We start from the raw sequence: 23328 nt of genomic DNA, 5'->3' as shown, positions 1-23328 counted from the left end.
GTGCCCCTCGCTGCTCCCCCGTCGGCGAGGGGCATTCGCGTTCAAGCGCAGTATTCGGGACGGAACGGCCGCCGCCCCCGGGCTTACGCGGTCTCGGGCAGCCGGCCCCGCTGGGCCTCGGCCCATACGGCGAGCAGCCGTGTGTACTCCCGCCGCTCCGCCGGCCGGAGGGGGCGCCCGATCCGCGCCGCCATGAACCGCCGGATCGCCTCATTCGCCGCGTCGACGGCGCGCGGCGACTCCAGGGGTATGGGCATCTCGGGCATACGACCAAGACTACGGGCGGCTGGGGACAAGGCGGGCCCATGCCGCGCGTGGCCCTCACCACAGCGGTGAGGGCCACGCCCTGTCCTGTCCCACGGGTCCCGCGCGCGGGAGGGGAGCGGGAGAGAAGTGAGAGATGATCTTGTTTGACGAAGCGGCTGTCAGCCCGCGGACTCGGCCGCGTGGGCGCTCAGCACACCGAATCCGACGAGGGCGAAGAGCGCCAGGCCCAGCAGCACGCGGTAGATCACGAAGGGCATGAAGCTCTTCGTGGTGATGAACTTCATGAACCACGCGATGACCGCGTAACCCACGACGAACGCGACAACCGTGGCGAAGATGGTCGGACCCCACGCCGTGTGTCCGTCCGAGGCGTCCTTCAGCTCGAAGAGACCGGAGGCCAGCACCGCGGGCACCGCGAGCAGGAAGGAGTACCGGGCCGCCGCCTCGCGCGTGTAGCCCATCAGCAGACCACCGCTGATCGTCGCCCCCGAGCGGGACACGCCCGGCACCAGCGCCATCGCCTGGCAGATGCCGAAGATCAGGCCGTCCTTGACGCCGAGTTCGCGCAGCGTCTTGCGCTGCACGGGCGCGCGGTGCCTGCCGCCGGTCTCGTCGCGCGCGGCCCGCCGGTCCGCGAAGCCCAGCACGAGACCCATCACCACCAGGGTGGTGGCGATCAGCCGCAGATCGCGGAAGGGGCCCTCGATCTGGTCCTTCAGGCTCACCCCGAGCACACCGATGGGTATCGAGCCGACGATGACCAGCCACCCCATCTGGGCGTCATGGTTGCCGCGCCACTCCTTGCTGAAGAGGGAGCGGGCCCAAGCCGAGACGATGTTGGCGATGTCCTTGCGGAAGTAGATCAGCACGGCCAGCTCGGTGCCGATCTGGGTGATGGCGGTGAAGGCGGGGCCGGGGTCGCTCCAGCCCGCGAAGGCGGCGGTGAGCCGCAGATGGGCGCTGGAGGAGATCGGCAGGAACTCGGTCAGCCCCTGGACCAGTCCGAGAATGAATGATTCGAACCACGACATCGCGTCTACATATCCAAAGGCTGATCATGCGCTGACCGGCGCAGCGGCGGGTCAGGCGGGGTGGCCGACGGGAAACCGGCCGCTGTGGATCAGTGCCGGTCGTCGGGCAGCGTACCGTCCCCCGGTAAGAGGGCCACTAGGACCCTGGTCCTCAGGCCCCCGACGGGCCCGGTTCCGTCGCGGGCCGGCCCGGCTCGCCCGACCGCCCTGGCCCGGCCGTGTCCCGGGCCGCGCGGAGCCGGCCGCGCTTGCGCCAGGCCACGGCGCACCCGGCGAGGGCGGGCAGGGCGACACAGGCCAGCGCGGCCAGGAACACCGGGGAGGTCGGGGTGGTGGCGTGGCTGCCCGCCACCGCGTACGCGGCGGTGTTCGGGACGCTGCCGAGGCCGGTCGCGAGCAGGAACGGAAGCCAGCCCATCCGTGACACCGCGGCGCAGTAGTTGGCGGCGGCGAACGGCACACCCGGGAACAGCCGGATCGCCAGCATCGACCGGAAGCCGTGCCGGCTCAGCTGCCGGTCGGCCGCCGCCAGCCAGCGGGCGCGCAGCAGCGGCCGCAGCGCGTCCTGCCCCAGCAGCCTGCCCAGCCCGAAGGAGACACCGGCGCCCAGCACCGTCCCGGCCACCGCCGCGGCCAGCCCCGCCGGAGCCCCGAACAGCGCGCCCGCCGCCAGGTTCAGCAGCGGCCGCGGTACAAGAGCCGCGGCACAACCCCCGTACGCGAGCGCGAAGATCACCACGGCCGGGCCGCCGGACAGCCGCGGCGGCCACCCCTCGGCCAGCAGCCGGTGCGGCTGCCATGCCCACACCACGCCCGCCGCGGCCGCCAGCAACAGCACCAGCAGGCACAGCCGCAGCCGCGGCGAGAGCAGCGCGCGGGCGCGGCGCGCGGCCGGTGTGGTGGCCGGTGTGGCGGGCGGGGCGGCGGCATCGGGCACCGGAGGAGCGTAACCGACCGACCACGGAAACCAGGAAAAACCATTCGACGCACGCGAAGGCGATGCGCGACGATCAACGGCATGTTCCGGCAGCCCTTCCTCGAGCCCACGTCCGCGGTCGCGGACGCGCTCAAGGCTGCCTTCACCCCCGCGGCGGCCGGCGCGCCCGCCTGCCCGGGCGGCGCCCGACTCTGACCCTCCTCGGACAGCTCCGACGGATCCCACCAGGGGAGGGTCGGTTCGGCCCTGGGGTCCTCCTTCACATCCCATCGCTGTTCCGGGGAGGAACGGGAGCATGTCCAAGCAGACCTACGCGCGCACCAAGCCGCATCTGAACATCGGCACCATCGGCCATGTCGACCACGGCAAGACCACGTTGACCGCCGCCATCACCAAGGTGCTCAGCGAGCGCGGCGCCGGCGGCGCGTACGTCCCCTTCGAGCGCATCGACCGGGCGCCGGAGGAGGCGGCGCGCGGCATCACCATCAACATCGCGCACGTCGAGTACGAGACCGACACCCGCCACTACGCCCACGTCGACATGCCCGGCCACGCCGACTTCATCAAGAACATGGTGACGGGCGCGGCCCAACTCGACGGAGCGGTGCTCGTCGTCTCGGCGCTCGACGGCGTCATGCCGCAGACCGCCGAGCACGTGCTGCTCGCCCGCCAGGTCGGGGTGGACCACATCGTGGTCGCCCTCAACAAGGCCGACGCGGGCGACCCCGAGCTCACCGACCTCGTCGAGCTGGAGGTGCGCGAGCTGCTGTCCGCGCACGGCTACCCCGGCGACACCACGCCCGTCGTACGGGTCTCCGGGCTGGGCGCGCTGGCCGGCGAGCCGCGCTGGACCGCCTCCGTCGAGGCCCTGCTGGACGCGGTGGACACCTATGTGCCGATGCCGGTGCGCTACACCGACGCGCCGTTCCTGCTCCCGGTGGAGAACGTCCTGACCATCACCGGGCGCGGCACGGTCGTCACCGGAGCGATCGAGCGCGGCACGGTCCGCGTCGGCGACCGCGTGGAGGTGCTGGGCGCCGACACCGCGACGGTGGTCACGGGCGTCGAGACATTCGGCAAACCGATGGAGTTCGCCGAGGCGGGCGACAACGTGGCCCTGCTGCTGCGGGGAGTGGCGCGGGACGCGGTGCGCCGCGGCCATGTGGTCGCCGCGCCCGGCAGCGTGGTGCCCCGGCGGCGCTTCACCGCGCGGGTGTACGTCCTGTCGGCGGCCGAGGGAGGCCGGCGCACCCCGGTCTCCACCGGCTACCGGCCGCAGTTCTACATCCGTACGGCCGACGTGGTCGGCGATGTGGACCTCGGTGCGGTGGGCGTGGCCCGGCCCGGCGACACCGTCACCATGGAGGTCGAGCTCGGGCGCGCCCTGCCGCTGGAGCCCGGCCTGGGCTTCGCCATCCGCGAGGGCGGCCGGACGGTGGGCGCGGGCACGGTGACCGCCGTCCACCAGGCCTGAGCGGCCGCCGACCGGCCCTGAGCCCGCGGGCCCCCCGCCTCCGGCAGACGCCTGCCGGAGGCGGGGCGGGCCGGGGCCCGGGCGCCGGGCGGCACAATGAGAGCGTGGACCAGCCGACACCCACCGAGCCCAGAACACCCACCGAGCCCAGATCCGCCGAGCCGATACCCGCCGAACCGATACCCGCCGAGCCGAAAACCGCCGGACCGGTCCCCGCCGAGCCGATCCCCGTGGTCAGGGACGTGGACGGCGGCACCGCCAAGCTGATGCCGGACGTGGACCGCCCGCGCGCCTGGCTGCTCACGGTGGACGGCTCCCCCCAGTCGTACGTCGACCTGGACGACCCCACCCACCTGGAGTTCGAGTACGCGCGGCGGCTCGCACACGTCCTGGAGCTCACCGGGGCCGCCGGCACCCCGCTGGACGTGCTGCACCTGGGCGGCGGGGCGCTGACCCTGCCGCGCTTCGTCGCGGCCGTCCGCCCCGGCTCGCGCCAGGAGGTGATCGAGGCCGACGGCGCGCTGCTGGAACTGGTCGCCGAGCGGCTGCCGCTGCCCGCCGGGTCGGGGATCGCGGTGCGCCGGGCGGACGCCCGTACCGCGCTGGAGGCCGCCCCCGCCGCGTCCGCCGACGTCGTGGTCGCCGATGTCTTCGGCGGCTCGCGGATCCCCGCGCACCTCACCTCCGTCGAGTACGCGCGCGCCGCCGCCCGGGTGCTGCGGCCGGGCGGCCGCTACACGGCCAACCTGGCCGACAGCGCGCCCTTCACCTTCCTCCGCTCCCAACTGGCCAATCTCCGCGCCGCCTTCGCCCAGGTGTGCCTGATCGCCGAGCCCGCCGTGCTGCGCGGCCGCCGGTTCGGCAACGCGGTGGTGGTGGCCTCGGACGCCGAGCTGCCGGTCAGCGCCCTGGCGCGGCGCACCGCCGCCGACGCCTTCCCCGCGCGGGTCGAACACGGGGCGGCGCTGGAGCGCTTCGTCGCCGGGGCGGCGCCGGTGCGGGACATGGACGCGGTGCCCTCGCCCACGCCGCCGGGCGGCGCGTTCAGCATCGGCTGACCGGGCCCGGCCCGTCCGCCTGGCCGGGCACGCCGGGGAGGCCGCCGGGCACGCCCGGGAGGCCGGCGGCGACGACGCCCTCCGCCACGGGCGCGCCGGTGCGCCGCCGCAGCCGCCGTACCTCCGGCACCGCCAGCACGGCCACCGTCAGCAGCACGATCAGCGCGGAGCACCCCCACAGCGCGGCCGTGCGGCCGAAGGCGCTCTCGGCCGGGCCCGCGAGCGCCGTGGCGAGCGGCACCATGGACACCGAGCCGAACCAGTCGTACGCGGCGACCCGCGACAGCTTGTCCTCGGGGATCTCCTGGTGCAGCGCGGTCATCCAGGACACCCCGAACACCTCGATCGAGACCCCGGCGCCGAACATCACCGCGCACAGGGCGGGCACGGGCAGCGGGACGGCGAGGGCGGCCGAGGGCAGGGCGAACGGAAACACGCACACCGTGCCCACCAGCAGCAGCCGGCGCGGTTTCCAGCGCGTCATCAGCAGCCCGCCCAGGAGGGTGCCCGCGCCGAACGCGGCGAGCGCGAGCCCCCAGGGCCGCGCCCCGCCCAGGTGCTCCTCGGCGACCAGCGGCCCGTACACCGACTCGGCCGCCGCCACCACGGCGTTGACCACCGAGAACTGCACCACGATGCCCCACAGCCAGGGCCGGCCCGCCACCTCCCGCCAGCCCTCGCGCAGATCCCGCAGCATTCCGGCGCTCTCGCGCCTGGCGGTGCGGCCGACGTCGAGGAAGGCGCGCAGGGCGCCCGCGACGGCGAAGGCGGCGGCGTCCACGGCCAGCACCCAGCCGGGGCCGAAGGCCGCGATGAGGGCCCCGCCGAGCGCCGCGCCGCCGATCTGCGCGCCGTTCATGCCCATCCGGAAGATCGCGAAGGCGCGCCCGGCCTGTTCGCCGTCGACCGTGGACAGCAGCATGCCCTCGGCGGCGGGGGAGAAGAAGGCCTGCCCGGTGCCGCCGAGCGCGGAGAGCACGGCCATCTGCCACAGCCGTGCCTCGCCGGACAGCACGAGCGCGGCGAAGGCGGCCTGGGACAGGCAGTTGAGGGTGTTGGCCGCGACCATGACCCGGTGTCGCGGCAGCCGGTCCGCGACCGCGCCGCCGATCAGCAGGAAGACGACGAGCGGGACGGTGCGGGCCGCGGCGACGAGGCCGACGTCGCCGCCGTCCCCGCCGGCCTCCAGGACCGCGAACGCCGCCGCGATCAGGGCTCCGGCGTTGCCGAGGCCCGTCACCACGGCGGCGGCGGTCAGCAGGGTGTAGTTGCGGCCGGCCCAGGCGGGACGGCCCGGTCGGCGGCGCGAGGCGGAGGGGATGGTCACCCGCGGACTATCCCTGGGGGCGGGCCCCGGCGCCAACCCTATTTCGGCCAGGAGGTTTTCGGCCGGGCCCGCTCGGGAGGCCCGGACGGTTCAGGAGCCGGACTTCAGCGGCCGCAGAGTGTTCATGATCTTCTTGATGGTCTCGTCGGAGATCTCGTCCTTGACGCCCTTGGCCGAGTACAGGACCCAGGTCGCCCAGTCGCCGTTGACGTCCGTGTAGGTGACGGTGAACGCCTTGCCGTCCGACGAGCACTTGTCGGTCTTCTTCACACCGGTGACGGTGGCCGAGGAGGAGTAGCCCTTGACGCCGTACTCGCTGGTGAACTTCTTGGGCGTGGTGGATTTGAAATCGCCGGTCTCGTCCTGGTCGAACACGGCGTAGAGCCAGTTGAGCGCCTCGGTCTTGGCGGCCTGGGCCTGGGTCTTGGCGCCCTGGGCGCCCTTGGTGCCCGCTCCGGCCAGGGGGCTGGAGGTGGTGAAGCCGGTCTTCTTGTCCTTGACCGTGCAGCGGTCCCGCTTGTAGTAGGCGGGGCCGGTCATCGAGATGATCGGCTTGCCGTCCTTGGAGTACGAACTCATGGTGTCGGGGGACGCCACGTACCAGCCGGCGGGGACGTCGAAGGCGTTGTGGCGCTTGGGGTTGGTGACCGTCTTCCAGCCGGGTATGACCGGCTCGACGGTCTGGCCGGCGCGCGGATTGTCCTCACCGCCGCTGTCACCGCTGGTGTCGTCGCCGCCCTCGTCGCCCTGCGCGGGGGAGGACGAGGACGCGGCGGCCGAGGGCTTCTTGCCGCCCTTCGCCTCCTTCTTCCCCCCGTCGTCGTTGTTCGTCACCAGCACGGCGGTCACCGCCGCGGCCGCGACCACGGCCACCGCCGCGACGACGGCGATGACGGCCGTGCGGTTCTTCTTCCGCGGCGGCTCCGGCGCGCCGGGCGGCTGGACGGCGGGGGAGCCCCAGGCCTGGGTGGGCATGTCGTGCGCCTGCGCCTGCTGCGGATATCCCTGCTGCGGCGGGCCCTGCGGCTGCACCTGCGGCGGGCCCTGCGGCTGCCCCTGCTGGGGCTGCTGGGGTTGCTGGGGTTGCTGGTAGGGATTCGGCTGGTGATATCCCGGCTGCTGGTACGGGTTGGGCTGGTGATACCCCGGCTGCTGATAGGGGTTCGGATTTTGCGGGTTCTGCTCGCCCCCGGGCGGCTGCTGTCCTGGCCACATGGCCAGTAACCATAAGGGGGGACAGGGGTGGCGGCCACGGCCGCCCCTCGGTGCCGCACCGCTCCCCGGCGGGCGGGAACCATGTCGGCGCCGCGGCCGTCTCCGGGGGAGGGGACGCCATGCCCGGGCGCCGCATGCCGCGATCATCGGTGTGATCATCGGTGTGGCATGTGGGATGTGGCCACCGCACGCTGATTGAGTAGGCTTCCCGGCGTGCGCCGAATCGGCGCACGCCGGGAAGAGTACGGGCATATGGGGAGGAACCGGCGTTGCATATCGAGGAGTGGCTCGAGACCGTACCCGCGGTCAGCGTCTATCTGCTGGTGGGTCTGGTCATCGGCCTGGAGAGCCTGGGCATCCCGCTTCCCGGAGAGATCATTCTCGTCAGCGCGAGCCTGCTGGCGGCCTCCCAGGACCACATCAATCCGTACATCCTGGGCGGCTCCGCCATCGCGGGCGCGGTGATCGGCGACTCGATCGGCTATCTGATCGGCCGGAAGGGCGGTCAGCCGCTGCTGAACTGGCTGGGGCGCAAGTTCCCCAAGCACTTCAGCGCCGAGCACGTGGCCACCGCCGAGCGGTACTTCCAGAAGTGGGGCATGTGGGCGGTCTTCGTGGGCCGCTTCATCGCGCTGCTGCGCATCTTCGCCGGCCCGCTCGCCGGATGCCTGCGCATGCCGTACTGGAAGTTCCTCATCGCCAATGTGCTGGGCGGCATCGTCTGGGCGGGCGGCACCACCGCGGTCATCTACTCGGTCGGAAAGGTCGCCGAGGACTGGCTCAAGCGCTTCTCCTGGCTCGGTCTGGTGGCGGCCCTGCTGTTCGGCCTCGGCTCGATGCTCGTGATGAAGCGGCGCGCGAAGAAGGCCCAGGCGGAGGCGGTCGAGGCCGAGCAGGCCGGCCCCGGGGCGGCCGAGCAGCAGCCCGTCCCGGCGGCCGACTGACCTTCCGCCCGGCCCCGCCCGACCTTCCGCGCAGGCCTCCCGCCCGGGCCTCCCTCGCATCTCCCGTCAGGGCTGCCGGTCACACCTCTCGCAGAGGTGTCCCGTTCAGGCCCGCCGCTCCCGCCCCTCCCGCTCCAGGGTGGCGTCGCGGTGGTGGCGGGCCAGCTCCGTATAGCCCGCCGCGTTCAGCCGGATGCCCTCCCGCTCCTCCTCGGTCAGCTCCCGCCGGACCTTCGCGGGCACCCCCGCGACCAGCGACCCCGGCGGCACCCGCATTCCCTGCGGGACCAGCGCCTGGGCGGCGACCAGGGAGCCGGCGCCGATATGGGCGCCGTTGAGGACGGTGGCGCCCATGCCGACGAGCACGTCGTCCTCGATGACGCAGCCGTGCAGCACCGCGTTGTGGCCCACCGACACCCGCTCGCCGACGGTGACCGGGAAACCGGGGTCGGCGTGCACCGTGCAGTTGTCCTGGATGTTGCTCCCGGCCCCCACGCTGATGGCCTCCGCGTCGCCGCGCAGCACCGCGTGGTACCAGACGCTCGCGCCGGCGCCGAGCGTCACCTCGCCGATCACCACGGACGTCGGGGCGGTGAACGCCTCCGAATCGACCTTCGGCTCCTTGCCGCCCACGCTCGCGATCAACGCCCGCTCCGCCACAGCCCCACTCCCTGGTCTCATCCGTCACCGCCGCGTCGCGCGGCGCCGGAGGGCACGGTAGTCCCCGCGGCCCCGGCGCCCACAGGGCGGCCGCTCATCCCGTCGCGAGCAGCAGCGACCCCACCAGCGCCAGCCCGGCGCCGGTGGCCTGCACCGCGCGCAGCCGCTCGCTGAGGACCGCGCGCGCCGCCAGCGCGGTCACGACCGGGTACAGGGCGGCGAGCACCGCGGCCACGGTCACCGGACCGGTGTGGGCGGCCACGCTGTAGGTGCCGTTGCCCGCCACGTCGGCCAGGCCCACGAAGGCCAGGGCGGGCAGCGCGGCCCACAGCGCGCGTACGCCCCCGGCGGCCGGGTCGAGCGCGGGGGTGCCGCGGCGCGTGGACGCGTACAGCGCGGCGCCGCTGACCACCGCGCTGCACGCCCGCTGGACGAACAGCGCCAGGAACAGCCCGGTCACGGTGGTGGACGCCTCGGCGATCAGCGTCATGACCGACCCGAAGCCGACCGCGGCGACCAGGGTGAGCAGCAGCGTCTGCCGCGGTACGGACGTGCCCCCGGTCTGCGGTCCGCTGGCGAGCACCACCCCGGCCACCGCGACCGCGATCCCGGCGAACTGCGGCAGGCCGGGCCGCTCGCCGAGGGCGAGCCCGACGCCGAGGGGGACGGCCACGCTGCCGAGCGCGCCGATCGGCGAGACGACCCCCATCGGGCCGAGCGCCAGCGCCCGGTAGAAGCACAGCATCCCGACCGGCCCCACCACGCCCGCCGCGACGGCGTACCACAGCCGCGGATCGGCCTCGGCCCAGCCGCCACCGGCCGTGACGACGCAGCCCAGCACGACCACCGAGATGCCCTGCGAGACGACGACCACGGTGAGGGCGGGGATGCGCCGGGTGAGGAGCCCTCCGCCGAAGTCGGCCAGCCCCAGCAGGAGGCTGGTGGCCAGAGCGAAGAGTGCGGACATGGGGAGACCTCGCCGTACAGTGTGGTGGACGTTGGAGTACACCACACCGTAGTTCAGTATGTTCGACTTTGCCATTTAGAATATTGGACGGATCGTTGACGGACCTCGACCACCTCACCCAGTCGCTCGCCCGCAACCTCAAACGCTGGCGCAATGAGCGTGGCTTCACCCTCGACGCCCTCGCGGCCCGCTCCGGGGTCAGCCGCGGCATGATCATCCAGATCGAGCAGGCCCGCACCAACCCGAGCGTCGGCACCACCGTCAAGCTCGCCGACGCCCTCGGAGTGAGCATCACCACCCTGCTCGACTACGAGAGCGGCCCCCAGGTCCAGCTCGTCCCCGCCGAGCAGGCCGTACGCATGTGGTCCACCGACGCCGGCAGCTACACCGCCCTCCTCGTCGGCACGGAGGCGCGCGGGCCGCTGGAGCTGTGGGAGTGGCGGCTGACGCCGGGGGAGGGCAGCGACTCCGATCCGCATCCGCCCGGCACCTTCGAGCTGCTGCACGTCACGGCGGGCGAGCTGACACTGACCGTCGGCGGCGAGACCTACCCCGTGCCGGCCGGCTCCTCGGCGGCCTTCGAGGCGAGCGTCCCCCACGGCTACCGCAACGACGGGACGGAGACCGTCACGATGACCATGGCCGTCTCCGTCCCCCCGGCACGCTGAGCCACCGGGCGCGGAGGCCGTCGGGAGCGGAGGCCGCCGGGCGGGCTGTTAACTTGACCGCATGAGTACGCCGATGGACGCCTTCGACGACGCACGTCCCGCCGTCGAATGCCTCGACCTGCTGACCGCGCCGGTGGCCGAGGCGCTGCGCGCCTGGCGCGGCCCCGTGCCCGTGGAGCAGGTGCTGTACGTGGACACCGACCCGGACAAGGCCGACACGGCCGTGCTCGTGGAGCACTACGGGGCCCGGCTGCTGGAGCAGTCCGCGAACTGCGTGGTGGTCGCGGGCAAGCGGGCCGGCGAGACCACCCTCGCCGCCTGCGTGGTCCTCTCCCACACCCGGGTGGACGTCAACGGCGCGGTGCGCCGCCGACTCGGCGCCCGCAAGGCCTCCTTCGCCCCCATGGAGACGGCGCTCGGCGTGAGCGGCATGGAGTTCGGCGGCGTCACGCCCATCGGCCTGCCCGCCGACTGGCCGGTGCTGGTCGACGCGGCCGTCGCCGACATCCCGTACGCGCTCATCGGCAGCGGAAGCCGCCGCGGCAAGCTCATCGTGCCGGGCAAGGCGATCGCCGGGCTGCCGGGGGCGGAGGTCCTGGAGGGCCTCGGCATCTGAGGACCGGTCGCCGCGGGCGTCGGCCTCTGATGCCGGTCGCCGCGCGCCCGGCTCAGCCCCCGCGCCCGGACACGTCCAGGGACAGCGCGCGGGAGTGCTCCGCGAACCCCAGACTGCGGTAGAGGTGCTCGGCGTCGGGCGTGGCATGCAGATCGACGCGGGTGACGCCCTGCCCGGCGAACCAGTCGAGCAGCGCCTCGGTCAGCGCGCGGGCGTATCCGCGGCCCCGGTAACGGGGGTCGGTGCACACGTTGAAGACGAAGCCGAAGCGCCCCGAGGGGTGTCCGGGCGCGGGCAGCCGCTCCTCGACACTGCCGACCGCGCACGCGGCCAGGTGCGGGGCGCCCGGCTCGTCGCCGTCCACGACGAACGCGCCCAGCCGTCCCTCCGGCCCGGTGAGCAGCCGCACGACCGCCTCCCGCGCGCCGGCCTCCCACGCGCCGGGCCGGTCCAGGCCGTGCATGGCCTCGAACATCACACGGCGCAGTCGTACCAGTTCAGCGGCGTCGGCGGGGCGGGCGGCCCGTATGGGGATCACGGTCCGACGCTAGCACCCGGACCTCCTGGCCTCGGTCGAGTGGTACGGGCCCTAGCCCACGGAATTGAACTCGATGGCCGGGCAGCGGTCCATGACCATGGCGAGCCCCGCGCCACGGGTGCGCTCGTACGCCGCCTCGTCCACCACGCCGAGCTGGAACCACACCGCCTTGGCCCCGATGGCCACGGCCTCGTCGGCGACCGCCCCCGCGAGCCGGCTGTTGACGAAGACATCCACGACATCCACCTCGAAGGGGATGTCCGAGAGCGAGCGGTACCCCTGCTCCCCGTGGACCGTCTCCGCCTTCGGGTGCACGGGGATCACCCGCTTGCCGTGGCGCCTCAGCACCTCCGCGACCCCGTACGCCGCCCGCGCCCGGTTCGAGGACAGGCCCACCACCGCCCAGGTGTCACCGAGCTCGGTCAGGATCTCGCGGATCACCGCCGGATCGCCGTACACGCCTGCCTCCCGAGGGTTGGATGCTCGTTCACCGTCCGCAACGAACACCGGCGCCCGGGCATTCCGAAGCCACCCCGGCGCCACCGCGCGCCGAGCGGCCCGGTCCACCGCATAGGGTGGTCCGATGCAGGAGCGGTACCGGACGGTCGCGCGCGAGGGCGTGCACGAGATCGAGATCAGCAAATCGCGTTTCCTGTGCTCCCTCGCGCCCGCCGCGACCGAGCAGGAAGCCCAGGACTTCGTCCGGCGCGTCCGCGGGGAGCACCCCACCGCGACCCACAACTGCTACGCCTACGTCATCGGCGCCGACGGCGGGGTCCAGAAGGCGAGCGACGACGGGGAGCCGGGCGGCACGGCGGGTGTGCCGATGCTGCAGATGTTGCTGCGCCGCGAGGTGCGGTACGTCGTGGCGGTCGTCACCCGCTACTACGGCGGTGTGAAACTCGGCGCCGGAGGGCTGATCCGCGCCTACGGCGGGGTGGTCGGCGAGGCCCTGGACGCCCTGGGCACCGTCACCCGGGAGCGGTTCCGGCTGGCGACCGTCACCGTCGGCCACGAGCGGGCCGGACGGCTGGAGAACGACCTGCGCGCGACCGGCCGCGCGGTGCGCGAGGTGCGCTACGCGGAGGCCGTGACGATCGAGCTGGGGCTTCCCGACGCGGACGTGGACGCCTTCCGCGCCTGGCTGGCGGACGCCACCGCGGGCACCGCCACCCTCGAGCTGGGCGGCGAGGCGTACCAGGACGCCCCGGGCGGCCGACCCGTCTGACGTGGGCGCATGCCCGGATGTCGTATGTACGAGGTTTGCAACAGTGGACGGCGCGGGTGCTGATCATGCCGCTGGGCGACGGTACCGTGGCCGGGGATGCCGTTGAGGACACAGGAACGGGGGGCCGCCCTTATGGAACTGGCTGAGCACATCGCCGCGGTGCGCGCGGGGGCGGGTGATCCCGCCGCGATGGTCGGCGAGTTCCGCCGCACGGCCGTACTGGTACCCGTGGCCGACGGCGGTTTCATGACGGCCGAATACGGCGGCATCCGCTGGATCTACGCCTTCACCGACGAGTCCGCGCTGGCCCGCTTCGCCACCGCGCGCGGCTCCGACCCGGGCCAGGAGTGGGAGTACGCCGCCGTGCTCGGGGCGCGGCTGCTGGATGTGATGGTGCCGGAGATGGGCCGCCCCGCGGGCGTCGCGGTGGACGTGGCGGACGAGGACGGGTCGATGATGTTCCCGCCGGTGCGGGGCATCGTCCCGGACGAGGTCGCGGTGGACGTGGACGACGACGAGAACGGGAACGAGGGCCGGAACGGCACCGGGAACGAGCGGACACAGGGGGCCGGGCAGTGAGCGACGGGGATCTGAATGTCGGCAAGGAGTCCGTGGACCTGATCACCAAGGGTCTGCGGGCGGCGATCGGCGAACTCAGGGACGTCGGGGACAACACCGGCGCCCTGCAGGGCTCCGGCTTCTCGGACATGACGATGTCCAAGATGGAAGCCGGGGGCAAGGGGCTGGCCGACGCGTTCGAGGGGTTCTGCGACCGCTGGGAGTGGGGAGTCCGGGCGCTCGTCCAGGACGCCAACGAGATAGCCAACCGGCTCGGTCTGGCGGCGGGTTTGATGTGGGAAGAGGACCAGTACTGGGGCAACACCCTCAAGGTCACCGTCAACGCCCTGTCGCCCACCGGCAATCCGCACCTGTCGGAGGAAGAGGTCGCCAAGCAGGGCTGGGGCGACATCTTCACCCCCGACGCGCCGGACTACAGCGCGGCGTCCTGGCAGCAGGCCGGTGACGAGATGGGCCAGACCTGGAAGGACACCGGGCGCGCCCTGCTCACCGAGGGCAACGGCGGAATGCGCACCAGGATGATGAACGATCTGCTCGGGGTCGACGACCAGCAGTTCAACCAGGCACTCGACCAGACCTTCGGCCCCTCTCCGGAGGCGCGCGCCCAGCAGCAGGCGCAGCAAGAGGGCCAGTAGCGGTCGGCCGCGGCGGGGACGGCCGCGGCACACCGCGGCACGATCCACCCCGACACCGCGCCCCACTTCCCGGACGACGGCTGGAGACGGCACCGGCCGGCCTCCCGCTTTCACAGGGTGTGCGGGCGGGCGGGCGGCCGAGGGGGCTACGGTAGGGCGGTGCCGGCCGCCGTGAGGCGGGCGCGCCGCGGCGAACAGGAAAGACAGGAACCAGGGGCGGAGAGAGGGCGAGCGTGCGGGTCGGAGCGAGCCGGTGAGATTTCTGCACACGTCCGACTGGCACCTGGGGCGGTCCTTCCACCGCGTCAACCTGCTCGCGGCGCAGCGGCGGTTCATCGACCACCTGGTCGCCACCGTGCGCGAGCGGCACGTCGACGCCGTCCTCGTCGCGGGTGACGTCTACGACCGGGCGGTGCCGCCGCTCGCCGCCGTCGAGCTGTTCGACGACGCCCTCCACCGCCTCGCCGACCTCGGCGTGCCGACGGTCATGATCTCCGGCAACCACGACTCGGCCCGGCGGCTCGGCGTCGGCGCCGGGCTGATCGAGCGGGCCGGCATCCACCTGCGCACCGACCCCGCGGGCTGCGCCACCCCGGTTGTCCTCGCCGACGACCACGGCGACGTCGCGTTCTACGGGCTGCCGTACCTCGAGCCCGCCCTCGTGCGGGAGGCGCTCGGCGCCGACGGCACGGGGCACACCGCGGTGCTGCGCGCCGCCATGGCCCGGGTGCGCGCCGACCTCGCCACCCGGCCCCCGGGCACCCGCTCGGTCGTCCTCGCGCACGCCTTCGTCACCGGCGGCGCGCCCAGCGACAGCGAGCGCGACATCACCGTCGGGGGCGTCGCCTCCGTGCCCGCCGAGGTGTTCGACGGCGTCGACTACACGGCGCTCGGGCACCTGCACGGTTGCCAGGCCATCACCGAGCGGGTCCGCTACTCCGGCTCCCCGCTCGCGTACTCCTTCTCCGAGGCCCGCCACCGCAAGTCCATGTGGCTGGTCGACCTCGGCCCCGGCGGCGCCGTGACCGCCGAGCGCGTGGACTGCCCGGTGCCCCGGCCGCTGGCCCGGATCCGGGGCCGGATCGAGGACCTGCTCGCCGACCCCGGCCTGGCCCGGCACGAGGACGCCTGGGTCGAGGCCACCCTCACCGACCCCGCGCGCCCCCACGAGCCGATGCCCCGCCTGACGCGCCGCTTCCCCCACCTGCTCAGCCTGGTGTTCGACCCCGAGCGGGCCCCCGAGGACCCCCTCGCCTCGTACGCGCAGCGGCTGCGCGGCCGCACCGACTGGCAGATCGCGGAGGACTTCGTGGCCCATGTGCGTGGCGGGCGCGGCCCGGACGAGGCCGAGCGCGCGGTGCTCGGGGCGGCCCTGGACGCCGTACGGGCCGCGGAGACCGAATCCGCCGCAACCCGATCCCCCGCAGCCGAATCCCCCGCTACCGGATCCGCGGGGGCGGGGTCCGTCGGGGCGGCTTCCTCCTCCCGGAAGGTGGCCCGATGAGGCTGCACCGCCTCGCCATGACCGCCTTCGGCCCCTTCGCGACCACACAGGAGGTCGACTTCGACGAGCTGTCGGCCGCCGGGCTCTTCCTCCTCCACGGGCCGACCGGCGCGGGCAAGACGTCCGTCCTGGACGCGGTCTGCTACGGGCTGTACGGCCAGGTGCCCGGCGCCCGGCAGGGCGGCGGGCTGTCCCTGCGCAGCGACCACGCCGACCCGCACACCCCCACCGAGGTCCTCCTCGAACTCACCGTCGGCGGGCGGCGCCTGGAGATCACCCGGAGCCCCGAGCAGCCGCGCCCCAAGAAGCGCGGCACCGGCTTCACGCGTGAGAAGGCGCAGAGCCGGCTGCGCGAATACCTCCCCGGGGCCGGGGAGTGGAAGGCCCTCAGCCGCTCGCACCAGGAGATCGGCGAGGAGATCAGCCAGCTGCTCGGCATGAGCAAGGAGCAGTTCTGCCAGGTGGTGCTGTTGCCCCAGGGCGACTTCGCCCGCTTCCTGCGCGCCGACGAACTGGCCCGCGGCAAGCTGCTCGGCAAGCTCTTCGACACGGGCCGCTTCGCCGCCGTCGAGGAACGCCTCGCCGAGCTGCGGCGCGCGGCGGAGAAGCAGGTCGTCGCCGGGGACGAGCGGCTGCTCGCCCTCGCCCACCGCATGGCCCAGGCCGCCGGCGCCATCTCGCCCTCCCCCTCGGCCTCCGGCGGTGAGGAGCATCCGCTGCCGGAGCTCGCACCGGGGGAACCGGGGCTGGCCGGCGCCGTCCTGGAGTGGGCCGCCATCGCCCGTACGACCGCCCGCGAGCGGCAGGACATCGCGCTCGCCGCGGTCCAGGCCGCCGAGACCGCCCACCACGCCGCCCGCCGGGCGGCCGACACCGAACGCGAGCGCGCCCGCCTCCAGCACCGCCACGCCGAGGCCCGACACCGCGCCGAAGAGCTGGAGCGGCAGCGCGCCGACCACGACCTGGCCCGCGAACGCCTGGACCGCGCCCGCGCGGCCGACGCCGTCGTCCCCGCCCTCGAACTCCACACCGCCGCCGAACACGACCACGCCGCCGCCACCGCGGCCGAACGCGCCGCCCGCGCCGACCTGGCGACCGCCCCCGACCTGCGTCTCGACGCCCCCGTACCTCACCCGACCGAACTCCCGCGCCCGCGCCACGCCGCCGACAACGCGGAACACGCGCCGGTGGCGTCAGGGCAGGGTGCGGGGCAGGCGCCGCGCGTGGGCGGGGCCGGTGCGGGGCTGGAGGCGCGGGGGGAGTTCTCGGGCCGCCCCGAGGCGGACGAGGAGCGCGCTGCTGCTGGGCAGGCGGGAGTCGCGGTGCCCGGGCAGGGCCTCCGCGAGGGCGCCGGGACGGGCGGCGCGGATCCCGGGCCGCGGTTCGGGATGCCGGGGCTCGCAGGGGCGGACGCCGCGGTGCTGGCCGCCGCCGAGCGGCGGGTGCGGGAGGAGCTCGGTTCGCTGGGGGCGGCCCGCCGCGCCGAGCGGCGGGCGGGGGAGGTGGCCGACGAGGTCGGGCGGCTCGACCGACAGGCGCGCGCCGACGAGGAGGCGGCCGAGGAGGCCGGGCAGTGGCTCGCCGGGTGGGAGGAGGTGCGCCAGGCGCACACGCGGCGGATCGAGGCCGCGCAGGAGGCCGCCACCCGGGCCGAACAGCTCGGTGGGCAGCTCGCCCCCGCCCGGCAGCGGCTCGAGGCCGCCCGGCGGCGGGACCTCCTTGCCGGGCAGGCGACCGAGGCCGAGGATCGGCTGCTGCGCTCCCGCGAGGAGGCCGCCGCCGCCCACGAGAGATGGCTGGACCTCAAGGACCGGCGGCTGCGCGGCATCGCCGCCGAACTCGCGGCGGCGCTGCGCGACGGCGAGCCGTGCGCGGTGTGCGGGGCCGCCGAACACCCCGCCCCCGCGCGCCCGGGAGCCGGCCATGTGGACCGTGCGGCGGAGGAGGCCGCGCTGGAGGACTACCGCGGGGCCGAGGCCGGGCGGGAGGAGGCCGAGCGGCGGCTGCAGTCGCTGCGGGAGGCGCTGGCGGGCGCGGAGGCCACCGCGGGCGGCGGTACGGCGGACGAACTGGACCGGGCCCTGGCGGACGTGGAGACCGCGCTCGCCGAGGCCCGCGGCGCCGCGGCCGGGGGCCACGCCGCGCGCGAGGCCCTGGCCCGTGCCGAGGAGGAGCACGACCGGCGCCTGACCCAGCGGCAGGAGGCCGAGCGCCGCGCCGCGGCGCGCACCTCGCACCGCGAGGCCCTGGTGGCGGAGCGGGCCGCGCTGCTGGAGGCGCTGGAGCGGGCCCGCGGCGGCACCGCCACCGTGGCCGAGCGGGCGGCCCGGCTGGAGCGGCACGCCGGGCTGCTGGCCCGGGCCGCCGAGACGGCGCGGGAGACCGAGGCCGCCGCGCGGCGGCTGGAGGAGGCGAGGGCGCGGGTCGCCGAGGGCGCGCGCCGCGCGGGCTTCGAGACGCCGCACACCGCGGCCCGCGCCGTGCTGCCCGCGGCGGCCCAGAGTGGGCTGCGGCACCGACTGGAGCAGTGGCAGACGGAATCCGCGGCCGTCGCGGCCGAGCTGGCCGATCCGCAGGTGGCCGCGGCCGCGCGGGAGCCCCGCGCGGACCCCGCCGCCGCGGAGGCGGCGGCCGAGGCGGCCACCCGGCTGCTGCGCGAGGCCTCGGCCCGGGACGCGGCGGCCCGTACCCGCTGCCAGGAGCTGGACCGGCTCTCCGCCCAAGCCGCGGCCGACGCCCGGCGGCTCGCCCCGCTGCGCCAGGAGCACGACCGGCTGGCCCGGCTGGCCACGCTCGCGGCGGGCACCTCCGCCGAGAACGAGCGCCGGATGCGCCTGGAGGCGTACGTCCTGGCCGCCCGGCTCGAACAGGTCGCGGCCGCGGCCAGCGCCCGGCTGCGCCGCATGTCCTTGGGCCGCTACACCCTCGTGCACTCCGACGCGCGCACGGGCGGCCGCGGCAGGTCGGGCCTGGGCCTGCACGTCATCGACGCCTGGACCGGCGGCGAGCGCGACACCGCCACCCTCTCCGGCGGCGAGACCTTCTTCGTGTCGCTCGCCCTCGCCCTCGGCCTCGCCGACGTGGTGACGGACGAGGCGGGCGGCGTCCGGCTGGACACCCTCTTCGTCGACGAGGGCTTCGGCAGCCTGGACGAGCAGACCCTCGACGAGGTCCTGGACGTGCTGGACTCGCTCCGCGAGCGCGACCGTACGGTCGGCATCGTCAGCCACGTCGCCGACCTGCGCCAGCGCATCCCGGTGCGGCTGGAGGTGGTGAAGGGCCGGGACGGCTCGACGGTGCGGCATCACGGGTCAGCGCGCTGACCGCCGGGAGCGGTCGGTCGCCCTGACGTGCCGTCGGCCTGCCGGATGGCTATGCCGGCCGAGCCGCCGCGCCGCGGGCGCCCGCCACCGCCAGCGCCTCGAACAGCGGCTCCGGGTCGGCGTCCCGGGGCAAGCCGCCGACCTGACCGTCCCCGACCTCCACGACCCGCCACCGCCCGTCCTCGCGCAGCGCCAGATCGGTGGTGACGAACCGGCAGCCCAACTCCCGTACGGCCGGGGCCACCGCCGACAGGTCGGGGGAGGGGCGCAGCCCCGGCGAGTCGGGGTGGGCGCCGACCAGGGCGGGGGCGCCGTCCACCCACCAGACGCGGGCCTCGCCCACCGGCTGGTACGGCTCGTACGCGCGCAACACCACCCTTCCGGTGAGGAACTCGTCCTGCAGCTCCACGAAGCGGGCGACCACGGCGGCCAGTTGGCGGGTATCGGCCAGGTCGGGGACGTAACAGGCCTCGAGCCACTCGTGCTTGCGGGACTTGACCCAGTCCTTGACGACGGCCGGGCCGCCGCCGCCGAGCCGGGCGGCCAGGTACGCCAGATCGGCCTCGGCCGGCACCCGGCCCGGGGGCGAGGGGAGCCACGCGCTGCGCGGGGTCAGCGCGGCGAAGGTGTCGTACCAGCCGGGCAGCTCGTGCGCGGCGCGGTAGCGCTCGGGGGAGGTGAGCAGGGCGCAGCCCCGGTCGGCGAGCGTGGTGGACAGCTCGGCATAACGGTCGGCCGGCACCATCCAGCCGCGGTACCACGCGGACCCGGCGTCGCGCGGCACCCGGGCGACCGCGTCCGCCGCGCCCTGGGACAGCAGCGCGTCGTGGTCGATCAGGGCCACCGTCACCCCCGAGGCGCGGGCCGCCCGCGCCTCCTCGGCGAACTCGGGGTCCACGCGCCGCGGCGCGAGCGGATCGCAGGGGAAGAGGAAGACGGTGGTGCCGGCGGTGCTCATGGCAGTCGGCCTTAGGGAGCCGGACGGCCGTTCCACAACGGCGATTCGCCCGGCCCCCGGGCGGAGAGCCGGACCTCGGGCGGGGAGCCGGACCCCGCGCCGAGAGTCAGCCCCCGCGCCGAGAGTCAGCCCCCGCGCCCAGGCCCGGCCCCGCAGGCCCGGCCCCGAGGCCCGCGCCCAGGCCCGGCCCCGAGGCCCGGGTCAGATCGCCGAGAGCTCGGCCACCAGGTCGTCCAGCCCCAGCGAGCCCTGCGAAAGGGCCGCCATGTGCCAGGACTTCGCGTCGAACGCGTCCCCGTGCGCCTTGCGGGCCGCCTCGCGCCCGGCGAGCCAGGCGCGCTCGCCCAGCTTGTAGCCGATGGCCTGGCCCGGCATGCCCAGGTAGCGCACCAGCTCGCTCTCGATGAAGTCCGCGGGCCGGCCGCTGTGCCGGGCGAAGAACTCCTGCGCCAGCTCCGGCGTCCAGCGCTCCCCGGGGTGGAACGGGGAGTCGGCGGGGATCTCCAGCTCCAGGTGCATGCCGATGTCGATGATCACCCGCACCGCGCGCATCATCTGCGCGTCGAGATAGCCCAGGCGCTGCTCGGAGTCGGTGAGGAAGCCCAGCTCGTCCATCAGCCGCTCCGCGTACAGCGCCCAGCCCTCCGCGTTGGCGCTGACCATGCCGACCGTGGCCTGGTAGCGGGAGAGCCGGTCGGCCACGTGCGCCCACTGCGCGAGCTGCAGGTGGTGGCCGGGCACGCCCTCGTGGTACCAGGTGGAGACCAGGTCGTAGACCGGGAAGCGGGTCTCGCCCATGGTGGGCAGCCAGGTCCGGCCGGGCCGCGAGAAGTCCACCGACGGCTGGGTGTAGTACGGCGCCGCCGCGCTGCCCGGCGGCGCGATCATCGACTCGACGCGCTTGACCCGCTCGGCGAGGTCGAAGTGGGTGCCGTCCAGCGCCTCGATGGCCTGGTCCATGAGCCCCTGCAGCCAGGCGCGGGTCTCCTCGACGCCCTCGATGGCCTGGCCGTGCTCGTCGAGGTGGCGCAGCGCCTCCCAAGGGGTGGCGCCGGGCAGGATCTTCTCCGCCTCGGCCCGCATCTCGGCGTACAGCCGGTGGTATTCGGACCAGCCGTACGCGTACGCCTCGTCCAGGTCCAGGTCGGTGCCGTTCCACATCCGCGCCCACCTGCGGTAGCGCTCGCGCCCGACGACGTCGGGCGCGCCCTGGACCGCCGGGCCGTACACATCCCGCAGCCAGTCGCGGAGCGCGGCGAAGGCGGCGGTCGCCTCGGCGGCCGCCCCGTCCAGCTCGGCGCGCAGCGCCTCGGGGCCGCCGGCCGCGAAGTCGGCGAACCAGCCGCGGCCGGTGCCGGCGGTGCCGACCCACTCGCCGAGCTGGCCGACGACCGTGGTCACCTGGCGGGGGCCGGCGGGCAGGTCGCGCCGCAGCCCCTCGGCGAGCGAGGCGCGGTAGCCCTCCAGGGCGGCCGGTACGGCGCGCAGCCGCGCGGCGACCGCGGCCCAGTCGTCCTCGGTCTCGGTCGGCATCACGGTGAAGACGCCGCGCACGGCGTGCGCCGGGGAGTGGAGGTTGCTGACGGCCCGCAGGTGCTCCTGCGCGTCGTGCACGGCCAGCTCGGCGGTCAGCCGCTCCCGCAGCAGCCGGGCACAGCGCCGCTCGATGTCGGTGTCCGCACCGGGTCGTGCCTCCGCCTCACCGAGCCGGTCCAGGGTGGCGCGGGCGAGGTCGGCGAGCGCCTCCTGGCCGGCGGGCGAGTAGTCGGGCAGGCGCCGGGCGCTGTCGGGCACCCCCAGGTAGGTGCCGGTGATCGGGTCGAGTTCGATGAGGGCGTCGACGTAGGCGTCGGCCACCTGGCGGGGCAGGGATGCGTCATTGGTGTCGGACATGCGGCCATCCTCGTACGGAGGGAGGGGCCGCGTCACGCGCATCGGATGTTACGTACCTGACCGAGATCGTTCCGCGCCGACGGGGCCCGCGCCGACGAGAGCCGCGCCGACGGGGCCCGTGGCCATGAGTGGCGCGCCGACGGGACCCGCGCCGACGGGTCAGCCCGTGCTCGAGGGGATCACCGCGGGGGAGAGCCGGGCGGTGATGACGAGCGTGCCCTCCTCGATCTGGTAGTCCAGCGGCAGCTCCAGCGCGCGCATCGCCGCGACCATGCCGGTGTTGGCCGACCGGGTGACGGCGTAGACGCATGCGCAGCCCGTCTCGGCGGCCATCGCGACCAGCCGCCTCAGCAGCTCCCCGCCGATGCCCCGGCGCTGCCACTCGTCCTCGACGAGCAGCGCGACCTCGGTCTCGTCCCCGTCCCACAGCAGGTGGCCGAGGGCGACCAGCCGTCCGGAGGCGGTGTGCGCGGCGAGGGTGCGGCCGAAGCGCGGGCTCAGCAGGTGGTCGAGGTAGCGGTCGGCGTCGCCGACCGGGCCGTGGTAGCGCTGGGCGAGCGTCGCGGCGGAGCAGCGCTGGTGCATGGCGCGCGCCGCGTCCAGGTCGCGGGTGTCGGCGCGGCGTACGGTGATCTCGTTGCCCTCGGGCAGCGTCAGGACGTCGCGGCGGCGCGGGACGCGCGGGCCGAGCCGGGAGTCCAGCTCGACCAGCGCGCGGGCGCGCGCGAACTCGGTGGGGGTGAACGGGAGGTACGGGCGCTCGATGACGATCGCGCCGCCGGACGGGTCCCGCAGCCGCATCACGGTCTCCTCCAGCACGCCCTCGAGCGGCGGCAGCCCCTCCAGCGGGCGGCCGGCCAGGGACCTGGCGGGCAGCGACCGGATGGCGCAGCGGCCGAGGAGGGCGCGCAGCGCGAGGGGGAGTTCGGCGGCGTCCAGGGCGGTGCGGGTGGCCAGGGACAGGATCCGGGTCGGCGCGTCGACCAGGTCGTGGGCGTCGGCCCGCTCGATCCAGGTGTCGCGGCCGCCCCCGTCGGTCACCGTGCGGGTCAGCTCGGCGGGCGGCAGGTCGGCGGGGGCGCGCAGCAGGAACTCGTCCACGGTGCCGTCCCCGAGCGGGTGGGTCTGCAGCGCCAGGATGTCGACCCGGTGACGGGCGAGCGCGGTGCACAGCGCCGCGAGGGTGCCCGGCTCGTCCCGGACGGTCGTCCGCATCCGCCACAGGGTGGTGTCCGCCCGGGACGCGCCCCCGTCGCCCTCGCCTCCCGCGCGGTCCGGGACGACCGTGACCGGGGCGTCCGTGACCGGGGTGGCGGTGGTGGCGGTCGGGGGCTCCGGCTCCGCGGGGCCGGAGCCGTGGCGCCGTGACCACCGGGCGGCCAGCTCCACCAGGTCGCGCCGCCAGCCGTGGGAGCGCCGGGTGTGGTCGTGAGGGGTCGCGTGGGTCATGCGTCCACCCTTGCGGAGCGGTGTTGCGTGATCACGAACGCTTTGTGACCGATGGGT

At 74.9% G+C, this 23328-nt stretch carries 22 protein-coding genes; 10 read left to right on the top strand and 12 right to left on the bottom strand.

What is annotated here, in order from left to right:
* Positions 1–83 precede the first annotated feature (83 nt).
* From ABFY07_RS13355 to ABFY07_RS13345, 3 genes are all read right to left on the bottom strand, one after another.
* A complete protein-coding gene (locus ABFY07_RS13355; protein ID WP_346174701.1) occupies positions 84–266 on the bottom strand; it encodes a hypothetical protein in 183 nt (60 codons plus the stop codon).
* Positions 267–425: 159 nt separating this feature from the next.
* Positions 426–1298 (bottom strand): undecaprenyl-diphosphate phosphatase, encoded by an 873-nt coding sequence (locus ABFY07_RS13350; RefSeq protein WP_065966790.1) that lies wholly within the window; start codon positions 1296–1298, stop codon positions 426–428.
* A gap of 151 nt (positions 1299–1449) precedes the next feature.
* Positions 1450–2235, bottom strand: a complete 786-nt coding sequence (locus tag ABFY07_RS13345; protein ID WP_346174700.1) for a TVP38/TMEM64 family protein — start codon at positions 2233–2235, stop codon at positions 1450–1452.
* Between the two features lie 295 nt (positions 2236–2530).
* On the opposite strand from ABFY07_RS13345, the gene tuf reads away from it, so the two are divergent.
* Positions 2531–3709, top strand: coding sequence for an elongation factor Tu (tuf, locus tag ABFY07_RS13340; RefSeq protein WP_065966792.1), 1179 nt, complete (start codon positions 2531–2533; stop codon positions 3707–3709).
* Positions 3710–3975: 266 nt separating this feature from the next.
* Entirely contained in the window at positions 3976–4767 is a 792-nt protein-coding gene (locus ABFY07_RS13335) for a spermidine synthase (protein WP_346174755.1), read from the top strand.
* Here ABFY07_RS13335 and ABFY07_RS13330 read toward each other — a convergent pair.
* Together ABFY07_RS13330 and ABFY07_RS13325 are read right to left on the bottom strand one after the other, a co-directional pair.
* Positions 4754–6094, bottom strand: coding sequence for an MFS transporter (locus tag ABFY07_RS13330; protein ID WP_065966793.1), 1341 nt, complete (start codon positions 6092–6094; stop codon positions 4754–4756). The two genes, ABFY07_RS13335 and ABFY07_RS13330, sit on opposite strands and share 14 nt — an antisense overlap.
* Before the next feature lie 90 nt (positions 6095–6184).
* Positions 6185–7309 (bottom strand): DUF8017 domain-containing protein, encoded by a 1125-nt coding sequence (locus ABFY07_RS13325; protein WP_346174699.1) that lies wholly within the window; start codon positions 7307–7309, stop codon positions 6185–6187.
* 269 nt (positions 7310–7578) lie between these two features.
* Here ABFY07_RS13325 and ABFY07_RS13320 point away from each other — a divergent pair, with 269 nt between their 5' ends.
* The gene (locus tag ABFY07_RS13320) at positions 7579–8253 is read left to right on the top strand and encodes a DedA family protein (protein WP_346174698.1); all 675 of its coding nucleotides are present in this window, start codon (positions 7579–7581) and stop codon (positions 8251–8253) included.
* 105 nt (positions 8254–8358) lie between these two features.
* Here ABFY07_RS13320 and ABFY07_RS13315 read toward each other — a convergent pair whose 3' ends face one another.
* Both ABFY07_RS13315 and ABFY07_RS13310 read right to left on the bottom strand, forming a co-directional pair.
* On the bottom strand, positions 8359–8913 hold the full coding sequence (locus tag ABFY07_RS13315; protein ID WP_346174697.1) for a gamma carbonic anhydrase family protein: 555 nt from the start codon (positions 8911–8913) through the stop codon (positions 8359–8361).
* 94 nt (positions 8914–9007) lie between these two features.
* A complete protein-coding gene (locus ABFY07_RS13310) occupies positions 9008–9880 on the bottom strand; it encodes an EamA family transporter (RefSeq protein ID WP_346174696.1) in 873 nt (290 codons plus the stop codon).
* Between the two features lie 95 nt (positions 9881–9975).
* On the opposite strand from ABFY07_RS13310, the gene ABFY07_RS13305 reads away from it, so the two are divergent.
* Positions 9976–10548 carry a helix-turn-helix domain-containing protein gene (locus ABFY07_RS13305; RefSeq protein ID WP_065966797.1) on the top strand — a complete coding sequence of 191 codons (573 nt, stop codon included), beginning with the start codon at positions 9976–9978 and terminating at the stop codon, positions 10546–10548.
* A 61-nt stretch (positions 10549–10609) separates the two neighbouring features.
* The gene (locus ABFY07_RS13300; RefSeq protein WP_346174695.1) at positions 10610–11164 is read left to right on the top strand and encodes a YbaK/EbsC family protein; all 555 of its coding nucleotides are present in this window, start codon (positions 10610–10612) and stop codon (positions 11162–11164) included.
* A 52-nt stretch (positions 11165–11216) separates the two neighbouring features.
* Here the strand turns inward: ABFY07_RS13300 and ABFY07_RS13295 are convergent, their stop codons facing one another.
* Both ABFY07_RS13295 and ABFY07_RS13290 read right to left on the bottom strand, forming a co-directional pair.
* The gene (locus tag ABFY07_RS13295) at positions 11217–11702 is read right to left on the bottom strand and encodes a GNAT family N-acetyltransferase (protein WP_346174694.1); all 486 of its coding nucleotides are present in this window, start codon (positions 11700–11702) and stop codon (positions 11217–11219) included.
* A 51-nt stretch (positions 11703–11753) separates the two neighbouring features.
* A complete protein-coding gene (locus tag ABFY07_RS13290; RefSeq protein WP_346174693.1) occupies positions 11754–12161 on the bottom strand; it encodes a CoA-binding protein in 408 nt (135 codons plus the stop codon).
* A 124-nt stretch (positions 12162–12285) separates the two neighbouring features.
* On the opposite strand from ABFY07_RS13290, the gene ABFY07_RS13285 reads away from it, so the two are divergent.
* From ABFY07_RS13285 to ABFY07_RS13265, 5 genes are all read left to right on the top strand, one after another.
* Positions 12286–12930: a YigZ family protein gene (locus tag ABFY07_RS13285; RefSeq protein ID WP_346174692.1), complete on the top strand. Its 645-nt coding sequence runs from the start codon at positions 12286–12288 to the stop codon at positions 12928–12930.
* Positions 12931–13062: 132 nt separating this feature from the next.
* Positions 13063–13509, top strand: coding sequence for an SseB family protein (locus tag ABFY07_RS13280; protein WP_346174691.1), 447 nt, complete (start codon positions 13063–13065; stop codon positions 13507–13509).
* Positions 13506–14144, top strand: a complete 639-nt coding sequence (locus ABFY07_RS13275; protein ID WP_346174690.1) for a hypothetical protein — start codon at positions 13506–13508, stop codon at positions 14142–14144. The genes ABFY07_RS13280 and ABFY07_RS13275 overlap by 4 nt, the downstream gene beginning before the upstream one ends.
* Positions 14145–14397: 253 nt before the next feature.
* On the top strand, positions 14398–15648 hold the full coding sequence (locus ABFY07_RS13270; RefSeq protein WP_346174689.1) for an exonuclease SbcCD subunit D: 1251 nt from the start codon (positions 14398–14400) through the stop codon (positions 15646–15648).
* Entirely contained in the window at positions 15645–18971 is a 3327-nt protein-coding gene (locus ABFY07_RS13265) for an AAA family ATPase (RefSeq protein WP_346174688.1), read from the top strand. The genes ABFY07_RS13270 and ABFY07_RS13265 overlap by 4 nt, the downstream gene beginning before the upstream one ends.
* A gap of 49 nt (positions 18972–19020) precedes the next feature.
* On the opposite strand, the gene ABFY07_RS13260 is transcribed toward ABFY07_RS13265, so the two are convergent.
* From ABFY07_RS13260 to ABFY07_RS13250, 3 genes are all read right to left on the bottom strand, one after another.
* Positions 19021–19929, bottom strand: a complete 909-nt coding sequence (locus ABFY07_RS13260) for an ATP-grasp domain-containing protein (protein WP_346174687.1) — start codon at positions 19927–19929, stop codon at positions 19021–19023.
* Between the two features lie 201 nt (positions 19930–20130).
* Positions 20131–21822, bottom strand: coding sequence for a DUF885 domain-containing protein (locus tag ABFY07_RS13255; protein WP_346174686.1), 1692 nt, complete (start codon positions 21820–21822; stop codon positions 20131–20133).
* 159 nt (positions 21823–21981) lie between these two features.
* The gene (locus ABFY07_RS13250) at positions 21982–23271 is read right to left on the bottom strand and encodes a GNAT family N-acetyltransferase (protein WP_346174685.1); all 1290 of its coding nucleotides are present in this window, start codon (positions 23269–23271) and stop codon (positions 21982–21984) included.
* Positions 23272–23328: the final 57 nt, after the last annotated feature.

The sequence above is a fragment of the Streptomyces sparsogenes subsp. cuspidosporus genome (genome assembly GCF_039532705.1).
Classification (GTDB): Bacteria; Actinomycetota; Actinomycetes; order Streptomycetales; family Streptomycetaceae; genus Streptomyces; species Streptomyces sparsogenes.
The sequence above is the reverse complement of the archived record's forward strand: the minus strand, read 5'-3'. Positions and strand labels throughout refer to the sequence as shown.

What these genes read in the sequence shown, in the direction of transcription:
- ABFY07_RS13350 (WP_065966790.1), bottom strand. Translation starts at nt 1,298, where the DNA reads ATGTCGTGGTTCGAATCATTCATTCTCGGACTGGTCCAGGGGCTGACC.
- ABFY07_RS13300 (WP_346174695.1), top strand. Translation starts at nt 10,610, where the DNA reads ATGAGTACGCCGATGGACGCCTTCGACGACGCACGTCCCGCCGTCGAA.
- ABFY07_RS13355 (WP_346174701.1), bottom strand. Translation starts at nt 266, where the DNA reads ATGCCCGAGATGCCCATACCCCTGGAGTCGCCGCGCGCCGTCGACGCG.
- ABFY07_RS13280 (WP_346174691.1), top strand. Translation starts at nt 13,063, where the DNA reads ATGGAACTGGCTGAGCACATCGCCGCGGTGCGCGCGGGGGCGGGTGAT.
- ABFY07_RS13310 (WP_346174696.1), bottom strand. Translation starts at nt 9,880, where the DNA reads ATGTCCGCACTCTTCGCTCTGGCCACCAGCCTCCTGCTGGGGCTGGCC.
- tuf (WP_065966792.1), top strand. Translation starts at nt 2,531, where the DNA reads ATGTCCAAGCAGACCTACGCGCGCACCAAGCCGCATCTGAACATCGGC.
- ABFY07_RS13335 (WP_346174755.1), top strand. Translation starts at nt 3,976, where the DNA reads ATGCCGGACGTGGACCGCCCGCGCGCCTGGCTGCTCACGGTGGACGGC.
- ABFY07_RS13250 (WP_346174685.1), bottom strand. Translation starts at nt 23,271, where the DNA reads ATGACCCACGCGACCCCTCACGACCACACCCGGCGCTCCCACGGCTGG.
- ABFY07_RS13260 (WP_346174687.1), bottom strand. Translation starts at nt 19,929, where the DNA reads ATGAGCACCGCCGGCACCACCGTCTTCCTCTTCCCCTGCGATCCGCTC.
- ABFY07_RS13265 (WP_346174688.1), top strand. Translation starts at nt 15,645, where the DNA reads ATGAGGCTGCACCGCCTCGCCATGACCGCCTTCGGCCCCTTCGCGACC.
- ABFY07_RS13325 (WP_346174699.1), bottom strand. Translation starts at nt 7,309, where the DNA reads ATGTGGCCAGGACAGCAGCCGCCCGGGGGCGAGCAGAACCCGCAAAAT.
- ABFY07_RS13285 (WP_346174692.1), top strand. Translation starts at nt 12,286, where the DNA reads ATGCAGGAGCGGTACCGGACGGTCGCGCGCGAGGGCGTGCACGAGATC.
- ABFY07_RS13255 (WP_346174686.1), bottom strand. Translation starts at nt 21,822, where the DNA reads ATGTCCGACACCAATGACGCATCCCTGCCCCGCCAGGTGGCCGACGCC.